The organism is Rhodovulum sp. BSW8, assembly GCF_003314725.1.
In the GTDB taxonomy this organism is placed as follows: Bacteria; Pseudomonadota; Alphaproteobacteria; order Rhodobacterales; family Rhodobacteraceae; genus Rhodovulum; species Rhodovulum visakhapatnamense.
In genome coordinates this window covers 1-22,652 of the sequence record NZ_QNVX01000029.1, presented here as the reverse complement: position 1 = coordinate 22,652, position 22,652 = coordinate 1, and the positions used below count along the sequence as shown (strand labels likewise).

The 22,652-nt window shown below is 64.9% G+C and carries 21 protein-coding genes and 4 pseudogenes; 13 read left to right on the top strand and 12 right to left on the bottom strand.

The window, feature by feature from the left end; genetic code table 11:
* The first annotated feature begins 7 nt into the window (after nucleotides 1–7).
* The 5 genes and pseudogenes from purB (at nucleotide 8) to DSD19_RS13275 (ending at nucleotide 4,977) form a co-directional block, all read left to right on the top strand.
* Nucleotides 8–1,315, top strand: a complete 1,308-nt coding sequence (gene purB, locus DSD19_RS13295; RefSeq protein ID WP_075785014.1) for an adenylosuccinate lyase — start codon at nucleotides 8–10, stop codon at nucleotides 1,313–1,315.
* Between the two features lie 113 nt (nucleotides 1,316–1,428).
* Entirely contained in the window at nucleotides 1,429–1,590 is a 162-nt protein-coding gene (locus tag DSD19_RS21825; RefSeq protein WP_165828132.1) for a hypothetical protein, read from the top strand.
* A 155-nt stretch (nucleotides 1,591–1,745) separates the two neighbouring features.
* Nucleotides 1,746–2,774, top strand: a complete 1,029-nt coding sequence (locus tag DSD19_RS13290) for a FliG C-terminal domain-containing protein (RefSeq protein WP_075785013.1) — start codon at nucleotides 1,746–1,748, stop codon at nucleotides 2,772–2,774.
* 621 nt (nucleotides 2,775–3,395) lie between these two features.
* Nucleotides 3,396–3,590 (top strand): annotated as a pseudogene (locus DSD19_RS13280) (IS481 family transposase); the annotation flags it as partial.
* A gap of 505 nt (nucleotides 3,591–4,095) precedes the next feature.
* A complete protein-coding gene (locus DSD19_RS13275; protein WP_113669928.1) occupies nucleotides 4,096–4,977 on the top strand; it encodes a lysophospholipid acyltransferase family protein in 882 nt (293 codons plus the stop codon).
* Between the two features lie 22 nt (nucleotides 4,978–4,999).
* Here DSD19_RS13275 and DSD19_RS13270 read toward each other — a convergent pair whose 3' ends face one another.
* The gene (locus tag DSD19_RS13270; RefSeq protein ID WP_371412603.1) at nucleotides 5,000–5,620 is read right to left on the bottom strand and encodes a DUF1223 domain-containing protein; all 621 of its coding nucleotides are present in this window, start codon (nucleotides 5,618–5,620) and stop codon (nucleotides 5,000–5,002) included.
* 320 nt (nucleotides 5,621–5,940) lie between these two features.
* Here DSD19_RS13270 and acnA point away from each other — a divergent pair, with 320 nt between their 5' ends.
* Entirely contained in the window at nucleotides 5,941–8,691 is a 2,751-nt protein-coding gene (gene acnA / locus DSD19_RS13265; RefSeq protein WP_113669927.1) for an aconitate hydratase AcnA, read from the top strand.
* A 323-nt stretch (nucleotides 8,692–9,014) separates the two neighbouring features.
* Here acnA and DSD19_RS21820 read toward each other — a convergent pair whose 3' ends face one another.
* A complete protein-coding gene (locus tag DSD19_RS21820) occupies nucleotides 9,015–9,191 on the bottom strand; it encodes a hypothetical protein (RefSeq protein ID WP_165828131.1) in 177 nt (58 codons plus the stop codon).
* Nucleotides 9,192–9,260: 69 nt separating this feature from the next.
* Between DSD19_RS21820 and DSD19_RS13260 the strand changes: the two are divergent.
* A pseudogene (locus DSD19_RS13260) lies at nucleotides 9,261–9,657 on the top strand (IS481 family transposase); the annotation flags it as partial.
* Here the strand turns inward: DSD19_RS13260 and DSD19_RS13255 are convergent.
* The 3 genes from DSD19_RS13255 to DSD19_RS13245 all read right to left on the bottom strand — a co-directional run bounded on the left by DSD19_RS13255 (nucleotide 9,638) and on the right by DSD19_RS13245 (nucleotide 10,615).
* On the bottom strand, nucleotides 9,638–9,970 hold the full coding sequence (locus tag DSD19_RS13255; protein WP_113669926.1) for a type II toxin-antitoxin system RelE/ParE family toxin: 333 nt from the start codon (nucleotides 9,968–9,970) through the stop codon (nucleotides 9,638–9,640). The pseudogene DSD19_RS13260 and the gene DSD19_RS13255 sit on opposite strands and share 20 nt — an antisense overlap.
* Before the next feature lie 4 nt (nucleotides 9,971–9,974).
* Entirely contained in the window at nucleotides 9,975–10,229 is a 255-nt protein-coding gene (locus tag DSD19_RS13250; RefSeq protein ID WP_075785007.1) for an addiction module antitoxin, read from the bottom strand.
* Between the two features lie 83 nt (nucleotides 10,230–10,312).
* Nucleotides 10,313–10,615: an XRE family transcriptional regulator gene (locus DSD19_RS13245; RefSeq protein ID WP_113669925.1), complete on the bottom strand. Its 303-nt coding sequence runs from the start codon at nucleotides 10,613–10,615 to the stop codon at nucleotides 10,313–10,315.
* Between the two features lie 63 nt (nucleotides 10,616–10,678).
* Here DSD19_RS13245 and DSD19_RS13240 point away from each other — a divergent pair, with 63 nt between their 5' ends.
* The 4 genes and pseudogenes from DSD19_RS13240 to DSD19_RS13225 all read left to right on the top strand — a co-directional run bounded on the left by DSD19_RS13240 (nucleotide 10,679) and on the right by DSD19_RS13225 (nucleotide 14,329).
* The gene (locus DSD19_RS13240; protein WP_243627964.1) at nucleotides 10,679–10,921 is read left to right on the top strand and encodes a hypothetical protein; all 243 of its coding nucleotides are present in this window, start codon (nucleotides 10,679–10,681) and stop codon (nucleotides 10,919–10,921) included.
* Nucleotides 10,922–10,936: 15 nt separating this feature from the next.
* Nucleotides 10,937–12,508, top strand: a pseudogene (locus DSD19_RS13235) (recombinase family protein).
* Nucleotides 12,508–13,416: a plasmid partitioning protein RepB C-terminal domain-containing protein gene (locus DSD19_RS13230; RefSeq protein ID WP_113669923.1), complete on the top strand. Its 909-nt coding sequence runs from the start codon at nucleotides 12,508–12,510 to the stop codon at nucleotides 13,414–13,416. Before DSD19_RS13235 ends, DSD19_RS13230 begins: the two are co-directional and overlap by 1 nt.
* Nucleotides 13,413–14,329, top strand: a pseudogene (locus tag DSD19_RS13225) (plasmid partitioning protein RepB C-terminal domain-containing protein). The gene DSD19_RS13230 and the pseudogene DSD19_RS13225 overlap by 4 nt, the downstream one beginning before the upstream one ends.
* A gap of 327 nt (nucleotides 14,330–14,656) precedes the next feature.
* Here the strand turns inward: DSD19_RS13225 and DSD19_RS13220 are convergent.
* The 7 genes from DSD19_RS13220 to DSD19_RS13200 all read right to left on the bottom strand — a co-directional run bounded on the left by DSD19_RS13220 (nucleotide 14,657) and on the right by DSD19_RS13200 (nucleotide 20,105).
* Nucleotides 14,657–15,523 (bottom strand): transglutaminase family protein, encoded by an 867-nt coding sequence (locus tag DSD19_RS13220; RefSeq protein ID WP_075785001.1) that lies wholly within the window; start codon nucleotides 15,521–15,523, stop codon nucleotides 14,657–14,659.
* A gap of 221 nt (nucleotides 15,524–15,744) precedes the next feature.
* Nucleotides 15,745–16,053 carry a hypothetical protein gene (locus DSD19_RS21490; protein ID WP_133260434.1) on the bottom strand — a complete coding sequence of 103 codons (309 nt, stop codon included), beginning with the start codon at nucleotides 16,051–16,053 and terminating at the stop codon, nucleotides 15,745–15,747.
* A gap of 55 nt (nucleotides 16,054–16,108) precedes the next feature.
* Complete coding sequence (locus tag DSD19_RS13215; protein WP_075785000.1) at nucleotides 16,109–16,600, bottom strand: hypothetical protein; 492 nt, start codon at nucleotides 16,598–16,600, stop codon at nucleotides 16,109–16,111.
* Nucleotides 16,601–16,718: 118 nt separating this feature from the next.
* Nucleotides 16,719–17,561: a transglutaminase family protein gene (locus DSD19_RS13210; protein WP_075787501.1), complete on the bottom strand. Its 843-nt coding sequence runs from the start codon at nucleotides 17,559–17,561 to the stop codon at nucleotides 16,719–16,721.
* 34 nt (nucleotides 17,562–17,595) lie between these two features.
* The gene (locus DSD19_RS21485; RefSeq protein ID WP_133260433.1) at nucleotides 17,596–18,405 is read right to left on the bottom strand and encodes a hypothetical protein; all 810 of its coding nucleotides are present in this window, start codon (nucleotides 18,403–18,405) and stop codon (nucleotides 17,596–17,598) included.
* Nucleotides 18,402–18,788, bottom strand: a complete 387-nt coding sequence (locus DSD19_RS13205; RefSeq protein ID WP_113669922.1) for a hypothetical protein — start codon at nucleotides 18,786–18,788, stop codon at nucleotides 18,402–18,404. Before DSD19_RS13205 ends, DSD19_RS21485 begins: the two co-directional genes overlap by 4 nt.
* 117 nt (nucleotides 18,789–18,905) lie before the next feature.
* Nucleotides 18,906–20,105, bottom strand: a complete 1,200-nt coding sequence (locus DSD19_RS13200; RefSeq protein ID WP_113669921.1) for a DEAD/DEAH box helicase — start codon at nucleotides 20,103–20,105, stop codon at nucleotides 18,906–18,908.
* 457 nt (nucleotides 20,106–20,562) lie between these two features.
* Between DSD19_RS13200 and DSD19_RS13195 the strand changes: the two genes are divergently transcribed.
* Both DSD19_RS13195 and DSD19_RS13190 read left to right on the top strand, forming a co-directional pair.
* Nucleotides 20,563–20,769, top strand: coding sequence for a cold-shock protein (locus DSD19_RS13195; protein ID WP_043919421.1), 207 nt, complete (start codon nucleotides 20,563–20,565; stop codon nucleotides 20,767–20,769).
* 450 nt (nucleotides 20,770–21,219) lie between these two features.
* Nucleotides 21,220–21,897, top strand: coding sequence for a hypothetical protein (locus DSD19_RS13190; protein ID WP_113669920.1), 678 nt, complete (start codon nucleotides 21,220–21,222; stop codon nucleotides 21,895–21,897).
* Nucleotides 21,898–22,652: the final 755 nt, after the last annotated feature.

The window sequence follows — 22,652 nt, the reverse complement described above, 5'->3', positions numbered from 1 at the left end:
TGCGCCCATGATCCCCCGCTATGCCCGCCCCGAGATGACCGCCATCTGGGACCCCGCCACCAAGTTCCGCATCTGGTACGAGATCGAGGCCCATGCCTGCGACGCCCAGGCCGCGCTGGGGGTGATCCCGAAGGAGAATGCCGAAGCCGTCTGGAAGGCCAAGGACGTGGTCTTCGATGTCGACCGGATCGACGAGATCGAGGCCGTCACCAAGCATGACGTCATCGCCTTCCTGACCCATCTGGCCGAACATGTGGGCTCGGACCAGGCGCGTTTCGTCCATCAGGGCATGACCTCGTCGGATGTGCTCGACACCTGCCTGAACGTCCAGCTGATGCGCGCGGCCGACCTGCTGATCGCGGACATGGACAAGCTGCTGGCCGCGCTCAAGCGCCGCGCCTTCGAACACAAGGATACGGTGCGGATCGGGCGGTCGCACGGCATCCATGCCGAGCCCACCACCATGGGCCTGACCTTCGCCCGCTTCTATGCCGAGATGGAGCGCGGCAGGCGCCGCCTGCTGGCCGCCCGCGAGGAAATCGCGACCGGCGCCATTTCGGGTGCGGTCGGCACCTTCGCCAATATCGACCCCTCGGTCGAAGAGCATGTCTGCAAGCAGATGGGCCTTGTCCCCGAGACGATTTCCACACAGGTCATTCCGCGCGACCGCCACGCCATGTTCTTCGCGACACTGGGCGTGATCGCCTCGTCGATCGAGAATGTCGCCATCGAGATCCGCCACATGCAGCGGACCGAGGTGCTGGAGGCCGAAGAGTTCTTCTCGAAGGGCCAGAAGGGCAGCTCGGCGATGCCGCACAAGCGCAACCCGGTCCTGACCGAGAACCTGACGGGGCTCGCGCGGCTCGTGCGCATGACCGTGGTCCCCGCGATGGAGAACGTGGCGCTCTGGCATGAACGCGACATCTCGCACAGCTCGGTCGAGCGCGGCATCGCGCCCGATGCGACCGTGACGCTCGATTTCGCGCTGAACCGGCTTGCGGGCGTGATCGACAAGCTGGTGATCTACCCCGAGAACATGCTGGCGAACATGAACAAGTTCAAAGGGCTGGTGATGTCTCAGCGGGTGCTGCTGGCGCTGACCCAGGCCGGTGTCAGCCGCGAGGATGCCTATCGTCTGGTGCAGCGCAACGCCATGAAGGTCTGGGAAGCGGGCAAGGACTTCAAGGAAGAGCTGCTGGCCGATGCCGAAGTCACCGCGGCGCTGAGCCCGGCCGAGATCGAGGAGAAATTCGACCTCGGCTATCACACCAAGCATGTCGACACCCTGTTCAAGCGGGTCTTCGGCGAAAGCTGAGCCCGGTTCGGCGGCGCGGTTCCGGGCGGGAACGCGCCTGCTGATATTTCCGTGAACGCGGAGCCAAGCGATTCGGTGCTATCCTAGGTCCACCTTCATTGGGGAGATGCACCATGACCACCAGGACGATCCTTGCAGCGGCGGCGCTTGCGCTTGTGCCCGCGCTCGCCTCGGCCGAATGCGGCTGGGAAAAGCGCATCAACGCCAATACCTGTGGCGAAGGCCAGACCTTCGACACGGCCACCGGCACCTGTGTGGACCAGAGCACCAGCTGATCCGGCCCTTCGGCGGCGCCCGACCGACCCGGCGCGCCGCCCTTTTCTGCGAAACCGCCGCAGTCCCGACAAATTTCCTCCTTGCTGACGGTCTCCGATAACCCTGGCTTAACACCCGGGGATTAACCCTCTTCCCCAAGAAGACGGAGACCCACGTGCAGAGTTTCGGAGCCCCCATTGCCTCTCCCGGCCTGACGTCGCGCCAGAAGGCCGCGATCATCGTTCGTCTCGTGCTGAACGAAGGGATCGACCTTCCGCTGCATTCGCTGCCCGCGACGGTGCAGACCGATCTTGCCGACGAGATCGCCAACATGCGCTATATCGACGGCAACACGCTCCAGGTCGTGATCGAGGAATTCCTGATCGAGCTGGAACAGTTCGGCCTCGCCTTCCCGGGCGGGATCGACGAGGCGATGCGCCTGCTCAGCGATCATCTCAGCCCCGAGGCCGCGGCCGCGATCCGCGCCCGCTTCGGCGCCGAACGGGGCGGCGACCCCTGGGCGACGCTGGCCGGGCTCGACCCGACCCGGCTGACCGAGATCCTGCTGGCCGAAAGCCCCGAGGTTGCGGCGGTGGCCCTGTCGAAGCTGCCCAGCCAGATCGCCGCGGCAACCCTTGGCAAGATGCCCGGGTCCGACGCCCGGCGCATCGCCTTCGCGATTTCGCGCACCGCCGAGGTTCCCCCTGCCGCAGTGGTGCGAATCGGCCGCGCGCTGGCCGACCGGATCAATTCCGCGCCCGAACCGGCCTTCGATCTCGCGCCGGAAACCCGGATGGGCGCGATCCTCGACGTGGCGCCCGCCGCCACCCGCGAAGACGTGCTGGAAGGCCTGCGCGAGACCGATGCGGAACTGGCCGAAAAGGTCCGTCAGGCGGTCTTCACCTTCGCCGACATCCCCGACCGCCTGGACGAACGCGACGTGCCTGCGCTGACCCGGGCGATCGAACAGGCCAAGCTCATCACCGCGATGGCGGGCGCCGACGGCAAGACCGGACCGGCGGTCGAATTCATCCTCAACAACATGTCCCAGCGGATGGCCAACACCCTGCGCGACGAGATCAACGAACGCGGCACTCCCGCCGCCGACGAAGCCGAAGCCGCGATGGCCGATGTCATCGCCGCGATCCGCGGCATGGAAGCCGCGGGCGAAATCAAGCTCAGGAAGTCCAGCAAGGCTGCCTGATATCGGGCGGATCAGGCCGAACCGATGACAGAGGCCCGCCCGGCGCTGGCGCCCGGCGGCCCCTGCCCCCGCTGCGCCTGGCCAAATGGCATCGCGATCGAGGCGGCGTTCAAGGACCCGCGCGACGATTTGCGCCGATGATCGGTTTATCCGCGCTGCTCTTTCGGCCTGACCGTCGAGACCGCGCCTCAAGCTCTGAACAGCTGCGACCGGCCCATATCACATGCCCGAGAGGCTGGACCTTGAGTGGCCCGTCAATGAGCCGCCGGGTCTGCCCGCAGGGCCTGGCTTTCGAGGCCACGCCAAGGCGGGCGGTTTCACGGAACCTGGACCAGATCGCCGTCTGTCGAGGGGCCAACCGGTGGGTTCGGCCCGTCAGGTCTGGTCCATGAGCGTGGCCCTGGATGTTTGATCCCGCGGTTTGATGGTGCGACCCTTTCTCATGAATGGAAGGATGCCCTGTAGGACAAGTTCGTCACGGCAGCGCCACGACCACCTACGCCGTCCGATCGGCAATACAGCGATCGCAAGCTCAGCTCGCGCAGCTGAGCCGGGAACCGCACGATCAAGGAGGGTGAAGCGGATGAGGAAAGGCGCCAGTGGCGCGTCTCCCCGCTGAACGTCAGACGCTTCCACCACGACAGACATGACCTGCTGCGAACCCATCTCGCCGACTTGCTGGCGGCCTGCAGCTTCGCGCGCAGGCTCAAGACCCTCGGCGGTCTCACGCCTTACGAATACATCTGCAAGAACTGGACGTCAGAGCCGGACCGATTCATCCGAAATCCGATCCACCAAATGCCGGGACTGAACACCTGGACGCTGCAATCCGGCGACCGCTCTCACGGGGCTGGCCGACGAAGGTCGCTCGAAGGGTCCGTCCGCTGGCGCGGCCTTCGAGGCTGCCCCCCCCCGCGACCGATCCACAGGAACTGACACGGATGGCATGACACGGCGGGACGGAGCGATGAATGAGATCGTGCCTCGGGTCCGCCCCGCCACTCCGACCAACCGCGCGGCCAGGTGTGGCCGCGCCGGGGATCGCGGACGCCGCACCCTGCCCCGCCGCTTCCGCACCCGGCGCGACGCGCCGCCGCTTTGGGCAACGCAGCAACCTCCGCGGACCGGCGGCCGCCGAAGCCCTCGGACCGTCCTGCCTCGGGCAAAACCTGGCCGAAGGGTCCGGTGCTTGTGGCAGGGACGCGGGGCGATTATGTCTGCCACCAGCGCGGCGGGCTGCCCCTGACGGGCGGCGCATCGGGGCCGCATGAGGCATCGCGGTCCCGCCAAGCGGGCAAAGGCACGAAAGGAAACCGGTCCGATGGGCAAGCGGGACAGGCGCGCACGGCGGCTTGGCGACTGGCTGACGGACCGCGTCGCGCGGCTGCTGATCGGCACGGCGCTGGCCCTGCCCTATGAACGCCGTGTGCCCTTCGGCGGGTGGGTCACGCGGCGGCTGATTGCGCCCGTTGCGGGCTATCGCACCCGGGCCGAGGCCAATCTGGCGTTGGTCCACCCCGGGATGCCCGCCGGCGAGCGGCGGCGCATCGCCGATGCCGTGGCCGACAATGCCGGACGCACCCTGATCGAGAACTACTCGACCCGGGCTTTCCTCGCACGGATGGCCGGGGTCGAGCCCCGGGGGCCGGGCCTCGCGGCGCTGGAAGCGGCCCGCGCGGCCGGGCGCCCCGCGATTCTGGTCACCGGCCATTTCGGCAATTACGAAGCGGCCCGGGCAGCACTGGTCGCGCGCGGCTTCGAGATCGGCGGGCTTTACCGGCCGATGGCGAACCCGTTCTTCAACGCCCATTACGTCCGCACGATGGAGGCCTTCGGCGGCCCGGTCTTTCCGCAGGGACGGCGCGGCACGGCCGGGTTCGTGCGGCATCTGCGCAATGGCGGCATGCTGGTGCTGCTGACCGACCAGCATGCCCGCCGGGGGACCGAGCTGCGCTTCATGGGCCAACCCGCGCTGACCGCGCTTTCGGCGGCCGAACTTGCCCTGCGCTACGGCGCCGATCTGATCCCGTTCTATGCCACGCGCCGGGCCGACGGGCTGAACTTCGATGTCGAGATCGAGGCCCCGGTGCAGCCCTCGACCCCGCGCGAGATGATGCAGGCGCTGAACGACAGTCTCGAGGCGCGGGTCCGCCGCCACCCCGACCAGTGGTTCTGGATTCACCGCCGCTGGAAGGTTCGCTGACCGGTCACGCCAACGGGGCGTATCAGCGCAGGCGCGCCGCCGCCAGGATCTCGCCCGGTCCGGGACGCTGCAGGATGGCCACGACGGGTTCGCCTCCGGCGGCCTCGATGCTCATCGACAGCGGATCGGCGCCGTTCCAGCGCGCCACCGGCGTCCAGGCGTCGACGATGTTGGTATAGAGCAGCGACTTGCCCGCATTCTCGCCGCGCTCGATATCGACCAGCTGTTCGGGCTGGTAGCGCACGATCTGCAGCACCGCGTCTTCGCCGAAGGCCTGGGTCGAGACCGCCGACACGGTCACCGTGTCGCCCTGCCGGGACAGGCTGAGCGTGACCGGGCTTTCGGTCACGGCATGCGCCTCGATCAGATGGGCCAGGTCCATCGGCCGATAGCCAACGACGTGGTCCTCGCCCTCGACCACCATCTGCGGCGTATAGATCGACCGCTTGCCCGCGGCATGAGCATAGGCCTTCTGGCGCCGGGTGAAGGCCGGATCGGCGAAGACATCCTTCCAGCCGATATAGTCCCAGTAGTCGACATGCAGCGCCAGCGCGATCACGTCGTCGCGCTGGGCCAGTTCGGCCATCAGCGCATCGGCGGGCGGGCAGGACGAACAGCCTTGCGAGGTGAAGAGCTCGACCACCACCGGGCTCGGATCCGACCGGGCGGGACCGGCAAAGGAAACACACCCCGCCAACAGGACCGTTAGGACTGCGCGCATCAGACTCGCCTTGATTTCCCCTTCGCCAGATCTTCGTACCCAAGCGCCCGGACACCTGCCAATCAAGGATTCGGGAGGGGGCCGTGCGGATCGGCCGCGCAGGACCGGAGTTTGGCTGGACATTTTTGTGCACAACGGTATACAAATCTCGCCGCACCCTCTTGATCGCCCCCGGGGGATCGGGCAAGAGCGTGCAGGTAATTTCGTGAACCGCGCGACACCCTGATGGAGAACGATCTTTCATGCCGATCACCGTTGGACAGGACACAGCCAAGACCCGCAAGACGCTGAGCGTCGGAAGCGCCAGCTATGCCTATTACTCGATCCCCGCGGCCGAGGCGGCCGGGCTCGGTGATTTCGGGCGTCTTCCCGCCGCGCTGAAGGTGGTGCTTGAGAACCTGCTGCGCTTCGAGGACGGCAAGACCGTCACCGTCGACGACATCAAGGCCTTTTCGGACTGGGCCGCGAATGGCGGCAAGGCCGCCCGCGAGATCGCCTATCGTCCGGCCCGCGTGCTGATGCAGGACTTCACCGGCGTTCCGGCCGTGGTCGACCTGGCCGCGATGCGCGACGGCATCCTCGGGCTTGGCGGCAATGCCCAGAAGATCAACCCGCTGAACCCGGTCGATCTGGTCATCGACCACTCGGTGATGATCGACGAGTTCGGCAATCCGCGCGCGTTCCAGATGAACGTCGACCGCGAATACGAACGCAACATCGAACGCTACACCTTCCTCAAATGGGGCCAGAAGGCGTTCAACAACTTCCGCGTGGTGCCGCCCGGCACCGGCATCTGCCACCAGGTGAACCTGGAATACCTGGCCCAGACCGTCTGGACCGATACCGATCAGGACGGCGCCGAAGTGGCCTATCCCGATACGCTCGTTGGCACCGACAGCCACACCACCATGGTCAACGGGCTGGGCGTTCTGGGCTGGGGCGTCGGCGGGATCGAGGCCGAGGCCGCGATGCTGGGCCAGCCGGTCTCGATGCTGATCCCCGAGGTCGTGGGCTTCAAGCTGACCGGCAGCATGGTCGAGGGCACCACCGCCACCGATCTGGTGCTGAAGGTCGTGCAGATGCTGCGCCAGAAGGGTGTCGTCGGCAAGTTCGTCGAATTCTACGGCGAGGGGCTCGATCACCTGCCGCTCGCGGACCGCGCGACCATCGCCAACATGGCCCCCGAATACGGCGCGACCTGCGGCTTCTTCCCGGTGGACGAGGAGACGCTCCGCTATCTGACCCAGACCGGCCGCGACAAGGACCGCATCGCGCTGGTCGAAGCCTATGCCAAGGCCAACGGCATGTGGCGCGATGCCGGCTACGATCCGGTTTATACCGACACGCTGTATCTCGACATGGGCACCGTCGTGCCCGCGATCTCGGGGCCGAAACGGCCGCAGGATCACACCCCGCTCGATCAGGCCGCCGAAGCCTTCTTCCGTGTCGTGTCCGACTATCGCGGCAAGGACGAAAGCGCCGAGGCGCATGACATGCTGGCCGAGGCGCCCGCCCCCGACAGCGCCTCGGACCCGCGCAAGACCGCCAAGGTCGCGGGGCAGGATTACGAGCTGCGCGACGGGTCGGTGGTGATCGCCTCGATCACCTCCTGCACCAACACCTCGAACCCCTATGTGATGATCGGCGCGGGGCTGGTGGCGCGCAAGGCCCGCGAGCTGGGCCTGAACCGCAAGCCCTGGGTCAAGACCTCGCTCGCCCCCGGCTCGCAGGTCGTCAGCGAATATCTCGAGGCGGCCGGGCTTCAGGAAGATCTGGACGCGATCGGCTTCAACCTGGTGGGCTATGGCTGCACCACCTGCATCGGCAATTCGGGGCCGCTGGCCGAGGAAATCTCGAAGGCGATCAACGACAATGACCTGATCGCGACCTCGGTTCTGTCGGGCAACCGCAACTTCGAGGGCCGGATCAGCCCCGACGTGCGCGCCAACTACCTGGCCTCGCCGCCGCTGGTTGTCGCCTATGCCATTGCGGGCGATCTGAACATCGACCTGACCCGCGATCCCATCGCCCGGGACAAGGACGGCAAGGATGTCTTCCTCAAGGACATCTGGCCGAGCCAGGCGGAAATCGCCGAACTGGTCGAAAAGACCGTCACGCGCGAGGCGTTCCAGTCGAAATATGCCGACGTCTTCAAGGGCGACGAGAAATGGCAGGCGGTCGAGACCACCGACAGCGAAACCTATGACTGGCCGACCAGCTCGACCTATGTGCAGAACCCGCCCTACTTCCAGGGCATGGGCACGGAACCCGGCGAGATCACCGATCTCGAGAACGCCCGTCCGCTGGCGATCCTGGGCGACATGGTCACGACCGACCACATCAGCCCTGCCGGGTCGTTCAAGGACACGACGCCCGCCGGGAAATACCTGATCGAACGGCAGGTGCCGGTGCGCGAGTTCAACTCCTACGGTTCGCGCCGCGGCAACCACGAAGTGATGATGCGCGGCACCTTCGCCAATATCCGGATCCGCAACGAGATGCTCTCGGGCGTCGAGGGCGGCTATACCTTGGGTCCGGACGGCGCCGAAACCTCGATCTTCGAGGCCGCGATGGCCTGGCAGGAGAAAGGCGTGCCGCTGGTGGTGATCGGCGGCATCGAATACGGTGCCGGGTCCTCGCGCGACTGGGCGGCCAAAGGCACCGCGCTTCTGGGCGTCAAGGCGGTGATCGCCGAGAGCTTCGAGCGCATCCACCGCTCGAATCTGGTCGGCATGGGGGTCATTCCTTTCGAGTTCACCGGCGGCGACACCCGCAAGACGCTGGGCCTGACCGGCGAGGAACGCTTCTCGATCAAGGGCCTCGCGGGCGATCTGAAACCGCAGGCCGAGGTGCCCTGCACTATCGTCTATGCCGACGGGACCGAGAAGACCGTGACGCTCAAATGCCGGATCGATACCGCCATCGAGAAGGAATATGTCGAGCATGGCGGCGTGCTGCACTACGTTCTGCGCAACCTTGCCAAGGCCGGGTGAGCTACCAAGCCATTGAAAACAAACCGCCCCGGTCCAGAACCCGGGGCGGTGTCATTTTCTGAAACAAAAAGTTTCCTTTCCGGCAACCCGGTTCCGCTTTGCGCTGGATCAAATTTGGGTTATGATAAGTCTATATTGAGGACGATTTTTGACAGATATTTCACAAGACCTTTTCAGGGGGGAATTGGGGGACCGTCACAAGACGACAACGGCCTTGATTGCGTGAGACAGGTTGGCGGCTTCGTCGACCGTGGCCACCGCGGCTATTGAGCCGCACCCATTCATCTGATCTGCGGATCTGCACGCTGGCGGCCAAAGGGCCGTCAGTTCCTTTTCGCACCCAGGAAGCGTCTCGTCCCCCAAGGCGGAATCCGTGTCCGGGATCGCAAGGCGTGACCAGCGTTGCGCATCGCGTCGTTCAGGTCGTCCTCGGGGCCGAGCGGATAGTCGGGCAGATCGGCGGCATCCACCGGGCCAAGGCGGGAGGCGGCAAGTGTCATGCCATGCCAAAGCGGTAAGGTGTCCACTTACCCTTCTTTCCATGCTATTTGGGTAAGGAGGACCCGGCCATGGATGGAACAGCGAAAGCGACGAAACCCAAGGCTCGCGACGCGAAGACCAAGATCGCGCAAACCCGCATGAGCGTTCTGGAACTGGCGAAAGAACTCGGCAACGTGGCCGAGGCCTGTCGCCAGCGCGGCATGGACCGCACCAGCTTCTACGAGTGGAAACGCCGGTTTTGGGTTTGAGGGACCGTGGCGCCGCGTAAGCCCGAGAACGGGCTTCGAGGGGCTGAAGGACCTGCCGCCGATCCACAAGACCCACCCGCAAACGACCTCGCCGGAGACGGTCGAGCGGATCAAGGCGCTGGCGCTCGAACACCCGGCCTATGGCTGCAACCGCTTCGAGGCGATGCTGGCGCTCGAGGGCGTGCGGGTCTCCTCGATCACCCTCCAGAAGATGCTGTGCCCCCTGCTGTGACCCCCGATACCTCGTCCATCTGATGCATCCGCTCGTGAAGAATCGTGACGATACCGATGTCGCCATTGGAAAGCCGTCGCCAGTACACGAAATGCCGCTCGTAGCGGAAGAAACACCCTTCCACTCCGAACTCGGCCGGCACGGGCCTCGACATGACGCCGCGTGTATCGATCTGCTCGAAGGCGGCGAACAGACCGGTGATGTAGGTTTCGGCCTGTGCCTCCCCCCACCGGTCCCGGGTGTATCTATAGATCACATCAAGGCGGACAGAGGCCGTCTCCTGGACGCGGATCGCCATGGACTCAGGTCCGGTTCCGGGCGATCACCTCAGCAGCGGTCAGCGGCTTGTAACTGTCCTCGGGCGCAGCGAAGGCTCGGTTCAGTTCGGCCTTCAATCGGTCGAAAGCCTCGCGCTCCGCACGCTCCTTGTCGCGACGGATCAGGTCGCGGATGTATTCGCTGACATTCTCATAGGCGCCGTCCTCGCCGACGTTGGTCGCAACGAACTCGCTGAGGGCGCCGCTGACGCGGACGGTCATGGTGGTGGTGCGGGGCATGGCGCTCTCCCTGCTCGGCGCGTATTCAAGATAACCAAAATCGAACACGATACAAGGGTGGCGAGGCCGGGCGACAGCTTCTCCTATCGGCGCTCCCGGTCCTCGGCCTCCTCCAAGATCAACCGGTCCGCAAGCGCGAGCAGCGCGATCAGCACGGTATCGGAATGACGCGCGAGCGCCACGAGGTGCTCGCCGCTCGGCCCCCGCTCGCCTGCGAACCAGTATTTCACGGTCCGCTCGCTGGCACCTGTCCACCGCATGGCGGACTTGATCGCCCGATGGGTCGATCCGAGCTCGGCGTGCAATGCCATGGCCATGGCGGCGCGATAGTCAGCCGGAACGTCCTCGGGGTGCACAACTGTGCCCATCTTCACGCGCATCTTCATGTTTCTCTCCGCTAAATCTTTGGAGAGCCATGAAAACGGCAGAATCCATCTGTTCCCGCGACGGTGCTGTTTCGCCGCCTGTTGGAACGGACCATTCACTTGAAGGTGGCGGATATGAACTGCGAAACGGGACCGCAGATTATCGAGCGCGTGGGCGGCCGCGCGCCGCAGGCGATCCGCCAATGCGCCGGGCACGGAAAGGAATGGCGCTCTTCCGGAAACGACTTTCCGGCGCTCGCATGCTCGAACGATTGCGGTAGCATGCGCAACGGTCCGGACCATCCCGACCGGATTGCAGCGACGTGAACCGGAGCCGGGCAGATGCGAGGGCTTGAGGCAAGCAGGGAGACTGGCGCCAGGCAATCAGAGCCCGACCTGCCCGCCGTCGCATACGTCCGGATGTCGACCGATCACCAGAGGTATTCGACCGAGAACCAGCTGGACGTCATCCGCAGCTATGCCGCCGCCCGCGGCCTGCAGATCCTGCGCGTTTTCGAGGACTCTGGGCGCTCTGGCCTGCGCCTCGATGGTCGCGAGGCGCTGCAGAACCTGATGGGCGAAGTTCAATCAGGCCAGGCCGACTTCAAGGCCATCCTGGTCTACGATGTCAGCCGTTGGGGCCGGTTTCAGGATGCCGACGAAGGCGCGTACCACGAGCACGTCTGTTCCCGTGCCGGCATCCGGGTCCACTACTGCGGCGAGCAGTTCGAGAACGACGGCAGCATCGGCTCGAACCTCCTGAAGACCGTGAAGCGCGTGATGGCGGGCGAATACAGCCGCGAGTTGTCGGTGAAGGTCTTTGCCGGGCAGTGCCGCTTGGTGGAGCTTGGCTATCGCCAGGGCGGCGCGGCCGGATATGGGCTCCGGCGGGTACTGATCGACGAGCACGGCAACCCCAAGGGCGAGCTGTCGCGCGGCGAGCAGAAGAGCCTGCAGACCGACCGCGTGATCCTGGTCCCCGGACCGGAGGAGGAACAGCGGGTCGTCCAGCGCATGTACGAGATGTTCGTGAACGAGGGGCGTCCCGAGCGGGAGATCGCGGAGGTCCTGAACGCAGAAGGCCACCGCACCGATCTCGACCGGCCGTGGACCCGGGCGACCGTCCATCAGGTGCTGACCAACGAAAAATACATCGGGAACAATGTCTTCGCGAAGGTGTCCTTCAAGCTGAAGCAGCGTCGGGTGGTAAACCCGCGCGAAATGTGGATCCGGGCCGAGGGCGCCTATCCGGCCATCGTCAATCAGGCGCTGTTCCTGCGCGCCCGGGAGATCGTGCATGCCCGCAGCCGCCATTTCTCGGACCGGGAATTGCTCGACGCACTGCGCGCCATCCTGAAGCAGCAGGGCATGCTGTCCGGGCTGATCATCGACGAGGAGGATGATCTTCCGTCCTCCAGCGCCTATCGCAGCCGCTTCGGCAGCCTGCTGCGCGCCTATCGACTGATTGGCTACGAGCCCGACCGGGACTACAGCTAAATTGAGGTCAACCGATCCCTGCGGCAGGCGCATCCGCAGGTCGTGGCCGAAGTCATCGCCGGGGTCACACGCCACGGCTGGCGGGCTGTGCAGGATCTGGATACCGACCTGGTTCGCGTCAACGACGAGTTCACTGTGTCCATCGTTCTGGCCCGCTGCACCGCGACGGCGGCCGGGTCGCTGCGCTGGCGTATCCGCCTCGACACGGGCCTCGTGCCGGACATCACCATCGCTGTGCGCATGGACGAGGTGAACGAGGCGCCGCGCGACTACTACGTGCTTCCCAGCATCGACATGACCTTCGGGAAACTGAAATTCGCCGAGCAGAACGGGCTCGCGCGCGATGCGTACCGGTTCGACACGCTCGATTTCTTCTACGCGCTCGCCTCGCGGGCCAGGATCGCGGAGGTGGCGTGATGCCCGATGACATGGAGCCGACCAGCCAGAAGCAGGTGACCCTGATCCCTTGTGACCGGATCCGGATCCTCAACCCTCGCGTCCGCAACCGGCGCACCTTCGAGGCGATGGTGGAGAACATCGCGCGCATCGGCCTGAAGCGCCCGATCACCGTGGCGCCGCGCGCCGGGACCGATCCGCAGGAGTTTGACCTCGTCTGCGGCCAAGGCCGCCTCGAGGCCTTCATCGACCTCAAGCAGGACAACATCCCGGCCATCGTGATCGAAGCCGACGAGAGCGATTGCCTCGTCATGAGCCTTGTGGAGAACTGCGCAAGGCGGCAGCACAACCCGATCGATCTGATGCGCGAGATCGGCTCGCTACGCGAACGTGGCTACAAAGACCGCCAGATCGGCGAAAAGATCGGGGTCTCCTACGAATACGTGAACATGATCGCCGGACTGCTGGAGAAGGGCGAAGAGCGCCTCGTCTCCGCCGTGGAGACCGGACTGCTGCCGCTCAACCTCGCCATCCAGATCTCCAAGACCGACGCCAAGGGCGCGCAGAAGGCGCTGATGGACGCCTATACTCAGAAAAAGCTGCGTGGCCGGAAACTGACGCTTGTGCGCCGCCTGATCCAGCAGCGCGAGCTCCGCGGGCCCCAGATCAAGAGCAATGCGCTCGGGCGGATGGTGGCGAAACGCGCGCTGACCAGCGAGGGACTTGTCCGAGCCTATCAGCAGGAGGCGGCACGTCAGAAATTGCTGATCAAGAAGGCCGAACTGGCGCAGAGCCGGCTCATGTTCGTGCGCGAGGCGTTCCGGAAGCTTTGCGCGGACGAGCACTTCATGACGCTGCTTCGCGCCGAGGGGCTGGAGACGATGCCCGCTGATCTCGCCCAGGCGGTCAGCGATGGACCCTGGTCATGAAACGGGCCGCGGACAAACGCCCGGCCAGCGTCAACCACGGCTTCGAAGACGACTGTGTCACCCTGCCGATCGACGTGATCTTGCCGCTGCGAACCCTCGGCAAGAGCGCGAAATCCAGCCGAAAGTACCGGCAGATCGTCGCCTCCATCGCCCAGATCGGGATCGTCGAACCGCCAGTTGTCGTCCCGAACCCCGACAAATCTGCCACCTGGTTGTTGCTCGACGGGCACCTGCGGATCGAGGCCTTGAAGGATGACGGCGTGCAGAAGGTGGAGTGCCTCGTCTCCACCGACGACGAGGCGTTCACCTACAACCGGCAAGTCAGTCGCCTTGCGCCGATCCAGGAGCACAGGATGATCCGGAAGGCAATCGAGCGCGGCGTACCCGAGGAGAAGATCGCAGCCGCTCTGGATCTCGGTACGCGCAGCATCCAGAAGAAGATCAAGCTTCTCGACGGCATCTCCGAGGAAGCCATTGCGATCCTGAAAGACAAGCCTGCTGCGGGCGCCGTGTTCGACGCGCTCCGCAAGATGAAGACCCTGCGCAGATCGAGGCGGCCGAACTGCTGGTCAACGCCAACACCTACTCCGTCGCCTACGTGAAGGCGATCCTCGCTGGCACGCCGCAGGCCCAGCTGGTCGACGCGTCCAAGCCAAAGAAGGTGAAAGGCATCACGCCCGAGGCGATGGCGCGGATGGAACAGGAACTCGCCCGCCTGCAGGAGGGCATCGCCTCGATCCAGGACACCTACGGCCAGGATCACCTGCATCTGACCGTGATCAAGGCCTACGTCGGCAAGCTGCTCGGCAACGCCAGGGTCGTTCGCTACCTGATGCAGACGCGACCCGAATTCCTGTCCGAGTTTCAGACGATTGCCGAGACGGACGCCGTCATGCCGGCCGACGCGGAATAGCCGGCGCGGCAGAGTTGAGGGGGACCCGGACCCGATAAGCGCGGGGACCGCGGGAGACGCCGGACTGTGGGCCGGATCGAGCGCGGCGGTGGGGATGGCGGCAAACCCGCTCGGGGCCCACCGGGCCGACTTGAGTTTTCCCCGGCCGCGCGGCCTCGCATGCGGCTGCGTTCAATTCGGGGCGTGTCGGAGGCCGGGTCACTCCGGCACGCCCAAACTTCATCGCGCGTTCTTGTCGTTCGGACGTCAGGCTCCTCGATCATGACCTGTGGCAGCAGTTCAAGGGCCGTACCGCCCGGATAGAGAAGCGTGCGAGCTCCCGCCTATTCAGATCTCTCGGACATCCACCGTAACATCCATTGAAAGCAGATCGGTGGGTCTACCGTGGAAACTGCCGGACACCGGAGCAACCTGCTGGATCCTCCTCGCGACGGCCACGGGGATGAGATTACTGGATCCGACCGACCTGTTGGTGGGATCGAAGGGGATCCAGCCCGCTCCGGGAACGAAGACCTCGACCCATGCGTGTGTGGAACCGGCGTCCATCGATCCGACCTGATCTCCGGCGGGATTGAACAGGTATCCCGATACGAGCCTGGCCCCGAAGCCAAGCGTCCGGGTCGCCTCGGCAAACAGCACGGCGAAGTCCCGGCAGGATCCCCATCCCCTGTCGAGCGTCTCCAGCGGTCCCTGCGTGCCCTCCGTCTCCCGGCTCTGGTAGGAAATCTGGGCCGTGATGCCATTGCCGATATCTTTCAGCAGCGAAAGCGTATCCGTTGGCCGTGCCATGACAAAGCTCTCGACCCACCGCGACAGCCGGCCGGTTTCGTCCGCATATTGTGGCATGGCCAGGGCGCCGAGATCGGTCGAATCGTCGGGTGAATAAACGAAAGGGTACGAGGCCGCGGCGGCGGCAATCGGGAAGACAGGCCAGACCGGAGCGCGCAGTTCCACACGTGCGCACGACCGGATCGATAGCAACGTCGTGTTGGTGACGAACTGTGCCGTCGCGACCGCATTGCCGGCAACGTCGTGTGACCAGTCGATGCGAGCTTCCGGACTGATCTCGAGGTCGAAGGACGTCAGGATGAGATCCCGGGTTTCCCGCGGACGGAGCATCAGTCTGTGCGGCCCGAGAGGGACCTCAGCTCCATATTGATACTGTGTCGTGTGAGTAATCGTGACGGATGGCATCAGTCGGACCTATGACGATCGACCGCCCGAGCGCCGCCGACCCTGTCCGCTGCCCTCGTGAATTGCCGATCGCCAGACGGCCGATCCCTTGCAACGGGAACATATCCGTTCGCCGAACCCCTCGCTCCAGAAGGTTGACCTGCATCTCAGGCAGGCCCGCGCGGCAGCAACGTCGGCCGCTGCCTTGATTGACCCGAACTCGATCTCCGCAGACTTGATCGTCATTTCCGCTCCTCGCGCTTTTTCAATCGTTCCATGTCGCCAAGCGCGCGCTTGATGAATTTCTGAATGCGTTCATCGCCAGCCTCGGGCGTCATCGCGTAACGGTCGAGAAGGAACCGCCATTTTTTCAGGACTTCGGCCCATGTCCACGCCGGTTCCGCGAACATCTGATCTTCGGGGCTTTCAAGGTGAGGCTGCTGAGAGAGCGCAAGTGGTGGCTGGCCGTTCGCAGGGCGCCGTCGCATTTCCGACGCACGCTGTCCGGCAACGGACCTGCGGCCGTCGAGATTGATCGGGCCATCGGTCACTGCGGACCCCCGTCGATCCCACAGTGGACGGCGAACGATCCGCCTGACACGGCTGTCATTCTCCGATGCCCGGGCGCGCGCTTCCGAACCGCGGGCCGGAAACATCCGTAATCCTCCCGCGGCGGGGCTCTCCCATCTTGGACGGGTGGTCTTGCTCTGCCTGCCTTTGGTCGGACCGGGGAGAGTAGAGGCCGCGAAGGTCCTGCTCGGCCACGCCGTCGGCCTGCATGACAAGGCGGGTCATCGGATCGGCCAGCATCTCGTCGAGGAAGAAATCCGTCAGCGCCTTGCCGGTCAGCTTGTCTTTAGCAACCGCGTGCTCCAGTTCGGCGAGCGGTACGGCGAGCGTTCGGCTGAGTCCGGGATGCGAGGCGCGCGGATGCAGCCGGACGAGCACGGACGACGTCCATGTGCCCGGTTCGATCCAGTCCACAGGTTCCAGCAGCTGGGTCTCGATCTCGTATTCTCCCGGCGGAAGGGTCTCGTTGAAGCTCGGAAGCTGGAACGGTCGCAGGAAGACGGCGGCCGTCTTGATCGAATTGGTCATCTCGGTTCTCCAGGATGGTGACTTGGGATGCCATGACGGGAACACCGGCAGAGCGGCCGGCCTCGCGAGCCGACGACGAACGAACGAACGCACCCGTCCTGCGATGGGACGCTACCGCTTAATCGCGAGACACAGGCGGCGCCTCGGCTGGGTCGTGTCTTGCATCCCGGGTCCACACCTCGAACTGCGTCAGGGCGTTAGGCCCGAATGTCTGGGTCAGAGGCACATCGGCCGCGTCCCGGCCACGACCAATCAGGATGCGCCCCTTGCGCCGCGTGTTGTTGCGCGGGTCGAAGACCCACCAGCGGCCGCCCAGATAGACCTCCATCCATGCCGCGAAGTCGCCCGGCGGATAGGGTTCGGGTTCGCCGATGTCGCTCAGATAGCCGGTGCAGTAGCGGGCCGGAATGTTCATGCACCGGCAAAACGCAATCGCCAGATGCGTGAAGTCCCGACAGACACCGTGCCGTCCTGCCAGCGTTTGCGACGCCGTGCGCGTCGCGTCGGCCTTCATGTAATCGAACGAGACAGCATCGTGCACGAAGTCGCAGATCGCCTGCACCCGCGACCAGCCCGGCGGAGCGCTCTCGAACAGGCGCCACGCCTCTTCCGACAGAAGATCCGTGTCGCAGTAGCGACTGCCAAGAAGATAGACCAGCGTCTCGAAGGGCAGATCCTGCACGGCCTGCTGCGTGGCGTCGGGCGCGACCAGATCGGGCAGTCCGCTATCGCGGAAGATCCCGTCGGTGGACACCGTGAAGTCGCCGGCCGGCGCCACCATCCGCGTGCACCAGTTTCCGAACCCGTCGCGATAGCTTTCCAGCGGCACACTGGGCGAGGTCACCAGATAATCGGCGCGCTCCAGGTCGCCGAAGCGCGAATAGTGCACGTTCAACATGGCGATGAGTGGTGTGGGTTGGGTCAGCCGGTATTTCAGACGGCACCCGATCCGCATCCGGATGCCGGAGGCGTCGCCGTGGTCTGATCGGGGCGCTTTATCGTCCAAGAACGCACTCCCCTTCTGCAAGTTGAAAGCCGCGATCGCAGCGCCATGTGTTTCCGGATCGATCGAGATGCGCGTTTGCCGGTAGGTCGATCGCGACACAGGCGGTGTCGACGGTCTCAAATCCCCGCTCACAGCGCCATCCCGGGCCGTGGGACGCCGGGTCCAGAAAGGCGTTCCCTGGAAGCGCTACGGGATCGCAGCGGCCATCGATTTCAAGGAAGCCCCTTTCGCAGGCCCATTCGTCACCGTAGTCCGCATTGGTGAGATAGCCGTTCTTGGGGATTGCAATCGGAACGCAGGCGCTGGAACTGGCCGTGAAGCCGCGTTCGCAGGTCCATCCGGAGCCTGAGGTGTCTTCGGTGAGATAGGCGTTGTCAGGCAGGACGATTGGAACGCAAGCCTCGCGATCTTGCCGGTACCCGCGATCGCACTGCCATTCATAGCCGGAGGATCGCAGAAACGCATTGTCGGGCACCGGGATCGCTGCGCAAGAGGTCCCTCCCGCTTCCTCGTAGCCGCGCCGACACGCCCAGCCCGAACCGTAGGACCGGCCGGTTGCATAAGCATTCTCCGGGATGTCGATGGCGACACACTCCTCGCCCGCCACCCGGTATCCGAGCGCGCAGTTCCAACCGCCGCCATAGCTCCGGGCTTCTGCATTCTCGGGCATCGGACCGGTGCCGTCCTGCGCGAGGACCGGATGCGCCAGGGAGGCGATCATGCCGGCTGCGACGATGACTGTCCCACCAAGGCCCGGTGTCGGGATCCGTGATCTGACAGTGGCGATGAAACCGCTCATCCCTCGTCCGCCGCGGCTTCCGGGCGCTCCGGCGACGCGTCGACGTCAAGCGAGGCCAGACAGGCCTGCGCGATGTCGCGGTCCGGTGCCTCGGCGCCGGGCACAGTCGCCCAGCCTGCATCCATCAGCGCATTTCGGCGCTGGTAGGTCTGGGTGTCGCGGATAACCGCAAGCTTCGCTGCGCGGTCCGGATCGGCCTGCGCCATGTCGAGGCAGACCGGCACCATGGCTGCGACGACGTCGCCACGGGACATCGCCATCGCCCTGTCATGCGCGGTTCCGCCCGTCACCCAGCCGCCCCAGGTGAAGCCGCCGATACCGACGACCGCGGCACCGATCGCCGCACCATAGATGCCGGGTTTGAGCCATTCGGGAGTGTTCATTGAAGTATCCTAGTGCGGAGAAAGCGCCGCCTCGCTGTGAAAGCTTGTCCGGGTCGCAGTCAGCTGCCGGGACAGCGCAGTCTCTGTCTCAGGTCTCGCAATGCCCGTGGCCCGAGGTCACGCAGCCATTCGATCCGGACGGCCGGCCGAACGCCGACGCGGCCGCCGTTTCTTCTGCGGTGCGCCGGTCACCGCCTCCCAGGGACGGCCGCCGGCGATCTCGACACGGGTGCCGAGCACCTTTTCGATCGCCTTGAGTTCGGTGAGTTCCTCGGCGGCGCAGAACGCAATCGCGCGGCCGCTTTCCCCGGCCCGGGCCGTCCGCCCGATCCTGTGCACGTAGTTTTCGGGCACGTTCGGCAGGTCGTAGTTGTAGACATGCCCCACGCCGGGAATGTCGATCCCGCGGGCGGCGACGTCCGTCGCCACGAGCACGCGGACCGATCCCGCCTTGAACGCGGCGATGGCCCGGTCACGTTGTCCCTGGCTCTTGTTGCCATGGATCGACGTCGCCGCGAATCCGGCGCGATCCAGGTTCTTCATCAACCGCTCCGCACCATGCTTGGTGCGCGAGAAGACCAGAACCCGGTCGTCGCGGTGCCCGTGCAGCAATTCGATCAGCAGATCCTGTTTCTGCGCCTTGGCGACGAAATGCACCGAATGGGCGACCTTGTCCGCGACCTTGCCCGGCGGCGACACCTCGATGCGGATCGGTTCGTCCAGATACTGGCGGGACAGCTCTGCCATAGCCTTCGGCATCGTGGCCGAGAACATCATGGTCTGCCGGTCTGTGCTCAGCCTCGGCGCGATCCGGCGCAGCGCATGGATGAAGCCGATATCCAGCATCTGGTCGGCCTCGTCGAGAACGAGGAACCGTGTCTGTCCGAGGTCGATGGACCCGCGATCCATCAGGTCAATCAGCCGACCCGGCGTGGCCACAAGGATGTCGGTGCCGCGGGCGAGCTTCTCGGCCTGCGCATTGATCGACTTGCCGCCGACGACGAGGGTGATGCGGAGATCCTTGGTCAGCCCCTGAAGGCTCTGGACGATCTGGCCGGCGAGTTCCCGGGTCGGTGCGAGAACCAAGCCGCGGGCCGATCGCGGCGATGGCCGTTCGGGCGTTTTCGACAGTGCCACGACCAGCGGAATGCCGAAGGCGGCGGTCTTGCCCGTACCGGTCTGAGCGATGCCAAGAATGTCGCGGCCTTGCAGCGCCTGCGGGATCGCCTGTTCCTGGATCGGGGTTGGTTTCTTCAGCCCCACGGCATCGAGCCGTGAGACCATGCGGGCATTGAGCCCAAGTTCGTTGAAAGTCATGTCAGTCCTTTGCCGGGCCTCATGGCCGGCGTGACCGACGCGCGCACATGTGCCCGGTCGGTTCGGGGTGCACTCGGGGCGAACACTCCGACACCGCATTGTGCCCGGAGCCGCCTTGAGCGGCGTCCCCCCTTCGTGATCTGGGAAAACGGTGCGTCACGGCCAGGGGCGGAAGTGAACCCGCCTGCTCACGCGGCAGAGCGATAACGCAAGTTAGACATGGGGAGCCCTCGATGGCTTTTCAATGCCGCCCCATCAGCGGTCATCGCCTGTGAAGCAATTTCGCAAAGTCGCAAGGCAACCCTTGTAAGTCGCGTCGGCAGGGCGCATGTCACAGGGGCGAGCGTTTTTCTCTGCGACCTTCTGCTTCCGTTCATCCGGCTTCAGTCGATCTCTCAGTCTGACTTTGCCGGGCTGCCGCATCCTGTGGGCAGCATATGAACAGGAGACCACGGATATGGCCAATGGCACCGTGAAATTTTTCAATACCCAAAAAGGCTTCGGCTTCATCGAAACGGATACGGGCGGCAAGGACGTCTTCGTCCACATCTCCGCCGTCGAACGTGCCGGTCTCACCGGCCTTTCCGACGCTCAGAAGGTGACGTTCGAGGTCGAGACCGGCCGCGACGGTCGCGAAAGCGCGACCAATCTCGCCCTGGCGTGATCAATCAGGGGCCGTGGGCGCATTCTGCGCGCATGGCCCGACTGTACGCGGGACCGAACGCGATCAGGGTCGTGCATGAGCCAACCCGCGCAAGCATGACATCCGCCGGGTCCCTAAATGGGAAGCGCAGGAATGAGCTGCAGGTCTTCGCAGCCCGTATTGCGCTTGCGCCGCGCCGGTCTCCAGTATGCTTTTATGCTCTTCAAACCCGGCGCATGGTACGCCGTAGCGTCAAAGCCCCGGTGGATGCCGCCAAGATCGGGCGTTTTCTCGTCGTGTGGCTGATCCTGTAGACCAGCATGTCGGCAGCGGCCGACCGCGTAGCCGTCTCGGCTGAGGGCTCGATCCTCATCGCCTTGCGGGCAACACAGATGCGATCCGCGCACCGTCTGACGGGACTTCAAGGCACTGCACTCTCGTTTCCGCCCATCCAACCCAAGGAGCCAAAGCATGTCGACCCATGTTGCAAACAAACGAGCCGATGCCGTCCAGGACCCGTTCAAGAAGATGGGCAAGGCCAAAAAGTCCGCAGAGAAGCCAAAGAAAGCGCCCGCCATCCTGCTCGGCGAACACAGCCGCTACCAGATCAAGTCGGGCTGGCTCGCGGGGACATTCGTCGCCCGAGCGTTTCCGAAGCCGCCGACGACAGCGCGCGGCATGATCGCCGAGGCGACCGGCGCGACCGAAGAGGCCGCGATTTCAGCGCTGCACGAGGTCATCGACGCGCGGGAAAATCGAAGGACGGGAGAGCGGCGCAGAGATACTCAAAACGGCGTCGATGTCCCCTGCGTCGAGGAGTATCTGGAAGCGGTCCGTCAGGTCACTCTTTCCGGCCCGCAGCGCGCCATGCTGACGGCCTTGTCTCTTGCCGATGAGGACGGGCTGACCGACGCGCGTTTGGCCTACGCTGCAGGCTACAAGTCCGAGGCTTCCGCAAAAAAATCCTTCGCGGCGACGGGCTTGCTGATCGCCGGATATCTCTTTTCTGGTCTTCAAGATGACGACGCCCCGGCCCCCCCAGAAGGCACCGCATTCCTCGGCTTCAGAGGGGCAACGGCAACCGAAGAACAAACGGGTAACTGGATCCTTCACCCGGAACTCCGTCAAGCGGTGCGTTTGGCTATGTAATCCAAAGGGGTCAGAGCTTCACCGGAGGAGCCTCGGCAGGATGAGGAGGTGTTTCGCGCCTGTTCCCGCATCACGGCATAGTCCGCGAGCATCTCAACGACTGCCGATCCGTTTGGCAGCACGGCCAACTCCTCTGCCGGCTGAGCCTGGAATTCCCTGCTGTACTCGACGACCGGCGGACATGCGCATGCGGCCGTATCCGGCCCACCACGCTGTCGCGCGCGGCCTGGTCGCCTGCACGGCCTGCGGCCCGGAGATCTCGATGCGCGGGCGCGGCAGGCACCCAGATCTGCACCGCCTCGCGCAAAACGCATGCGGGTTGCAGGCCAGGTTGGCGCCCGAGCCAGACCGGGTTCAGCGCCAGCCACCGCGCCACGGCATCCACCAAGGTCATCTGGAAGTTGAACGCGGGCTTGTAACCGGGGATCCAGTCCTCGCCGAGTCCCTTCAGCACCGTAAGCGTTACAACTGCCCCCCGTTTTGATCTCTATTCTGAGCAAGGCGCTGCCTCTATATTGGCGCCTAGCGCCAATATAGAGGCATTATACGTGGGCTCTTTCCGCCCAGAATCGACCTTCAGCCTAAGGTCAGGATGCTGCAGCGCGAGCCGCCGAACCTGGCGTTCGCCGCGCTACCCTCCACCGCGACAGTCAGAGGTCGGCTCTGCGGACAAGGGGTGTGACCTGCCCCCCTTGGGTCCCTCGTTCATAACGAGAGTCTGCGGGTTTGAGATTGGTAGTCTGGGCAGTCTTTCT

Excerpts from the sequence above, each read along its gene's own strand:
- purB (WP_075785014.1), top strand. The coding sequence starts at position 8 with ATGATCCCCCGCTATGCCCGCCCCGAGATGACCGCCATCTGGGACCCC.
- DSD19_RS21825 (WP_165828132.1), top strand. The coding sequence starts at position 1,429 with ATGACCACCAGGACGATCCTTGCAGCGGCGGCGCTTGCGCTTGTGCCC.
- DSD19_RS13275 (WP_113669928.1), top strand. The coding sequence starts at position 4,096 with ATGGGCAAGCGGGACAGGCGCGCACGGCGGCTTGGCGACTGGCTGACG.
- acnA (WP_113669927.1), top strand. The coding sequence starts at position 5,941 with ATGCCGATCACCGTTGGACAGGACACAGCCAAGACCCGCAAGACGCTG.
- DSD19_RS21820 (WP_165828131.1), bottom strand. The coding sequence starts at position 9,191 with ATGACACTTGCCGCCTCCCGCCTTGGCCCGGTGGATGCCGCCGATCTG.
- DSD19_RS13255 (WP_113669926.1), bottom strand. The coding sequence starts at position 9,970 with ATGGCGATCCGCGTCCAGGAGACGGCCTCTGTCCGCCTTGATGTGATC.
- DSD19_RS13250 (WP_075785007.1), bottom strand. The coding sequence starts at position 10,229 with ATGCCCCGCACCACCACCATGACCGTCCGCGTCAGCGGCGCCCTCAGC.
- DSD19_RS13245 (WP_113669925.1), bottom strand. The coding sequence starts at position 10,615 with ATGAAGATGCGCGTGAAGATGGGCACAGTTGTGCACCCCGAGGACGTT.
- DSD19_RS13230 (WP_113669923.1), top strand. The coding sequence starts at position 12,508 with ATGCCCGATGACATGGAGCCGACCAGCCAGAAGCAGGTGACCCTGATC.
- DSD19_RS13220 (WP_075785001.1), bottom strand. The coding sequence starts at position 15,523 with ATGCCATCCGTCACGATTACTCACACGACACAGTATCAATATGGAGCT.
- DSD19_RS13215 (WP_075785000.1), bottom strand. The coding sequence starts at position 16,600 with ATGACCAATTCGATCAAGACGGCCGCCGTCTTCCTGCGACCGTTCCAG.
- DSD19_RS21485 (WP_133260433.1), bottom strand. The coding sequence starts at position 18,405 with ATGAGCGGTTTCATCGCCACTGTCAGATCACGGATCCCGACACCGGGC.
- DSD19_RS13205 (WP_113669922.1), bottom strand. The coding sequence starts at position 18,788 with ATGAACACTCCCGAATGGCTCAAACCCGGCATCTATGGTGCGGCGATC.
- DSD19_RS13200 (WP_113669921.1), bottom strand. The coding sequence starts at position 20,105 with ATGACTTTCAACGAACTTGGGCTCAATGCCCGCATGGTCTCACGGCTC.
- DSD19_RS13195 (WP_043919421.1), top strand. The coding sequence starts at position 20,563 with ATGGCCAATGGCACCGTGAAATTTTTCAATACCCAAAAAGGCTTCGGC.
- DSD19_RS13190 (WP_113669920.1), top strand. The coding sequence starts at position 21,220 with ATGTCGACCCATGTTGCAAACAAACGAGCCGATGCCGTCCAGGACCCG.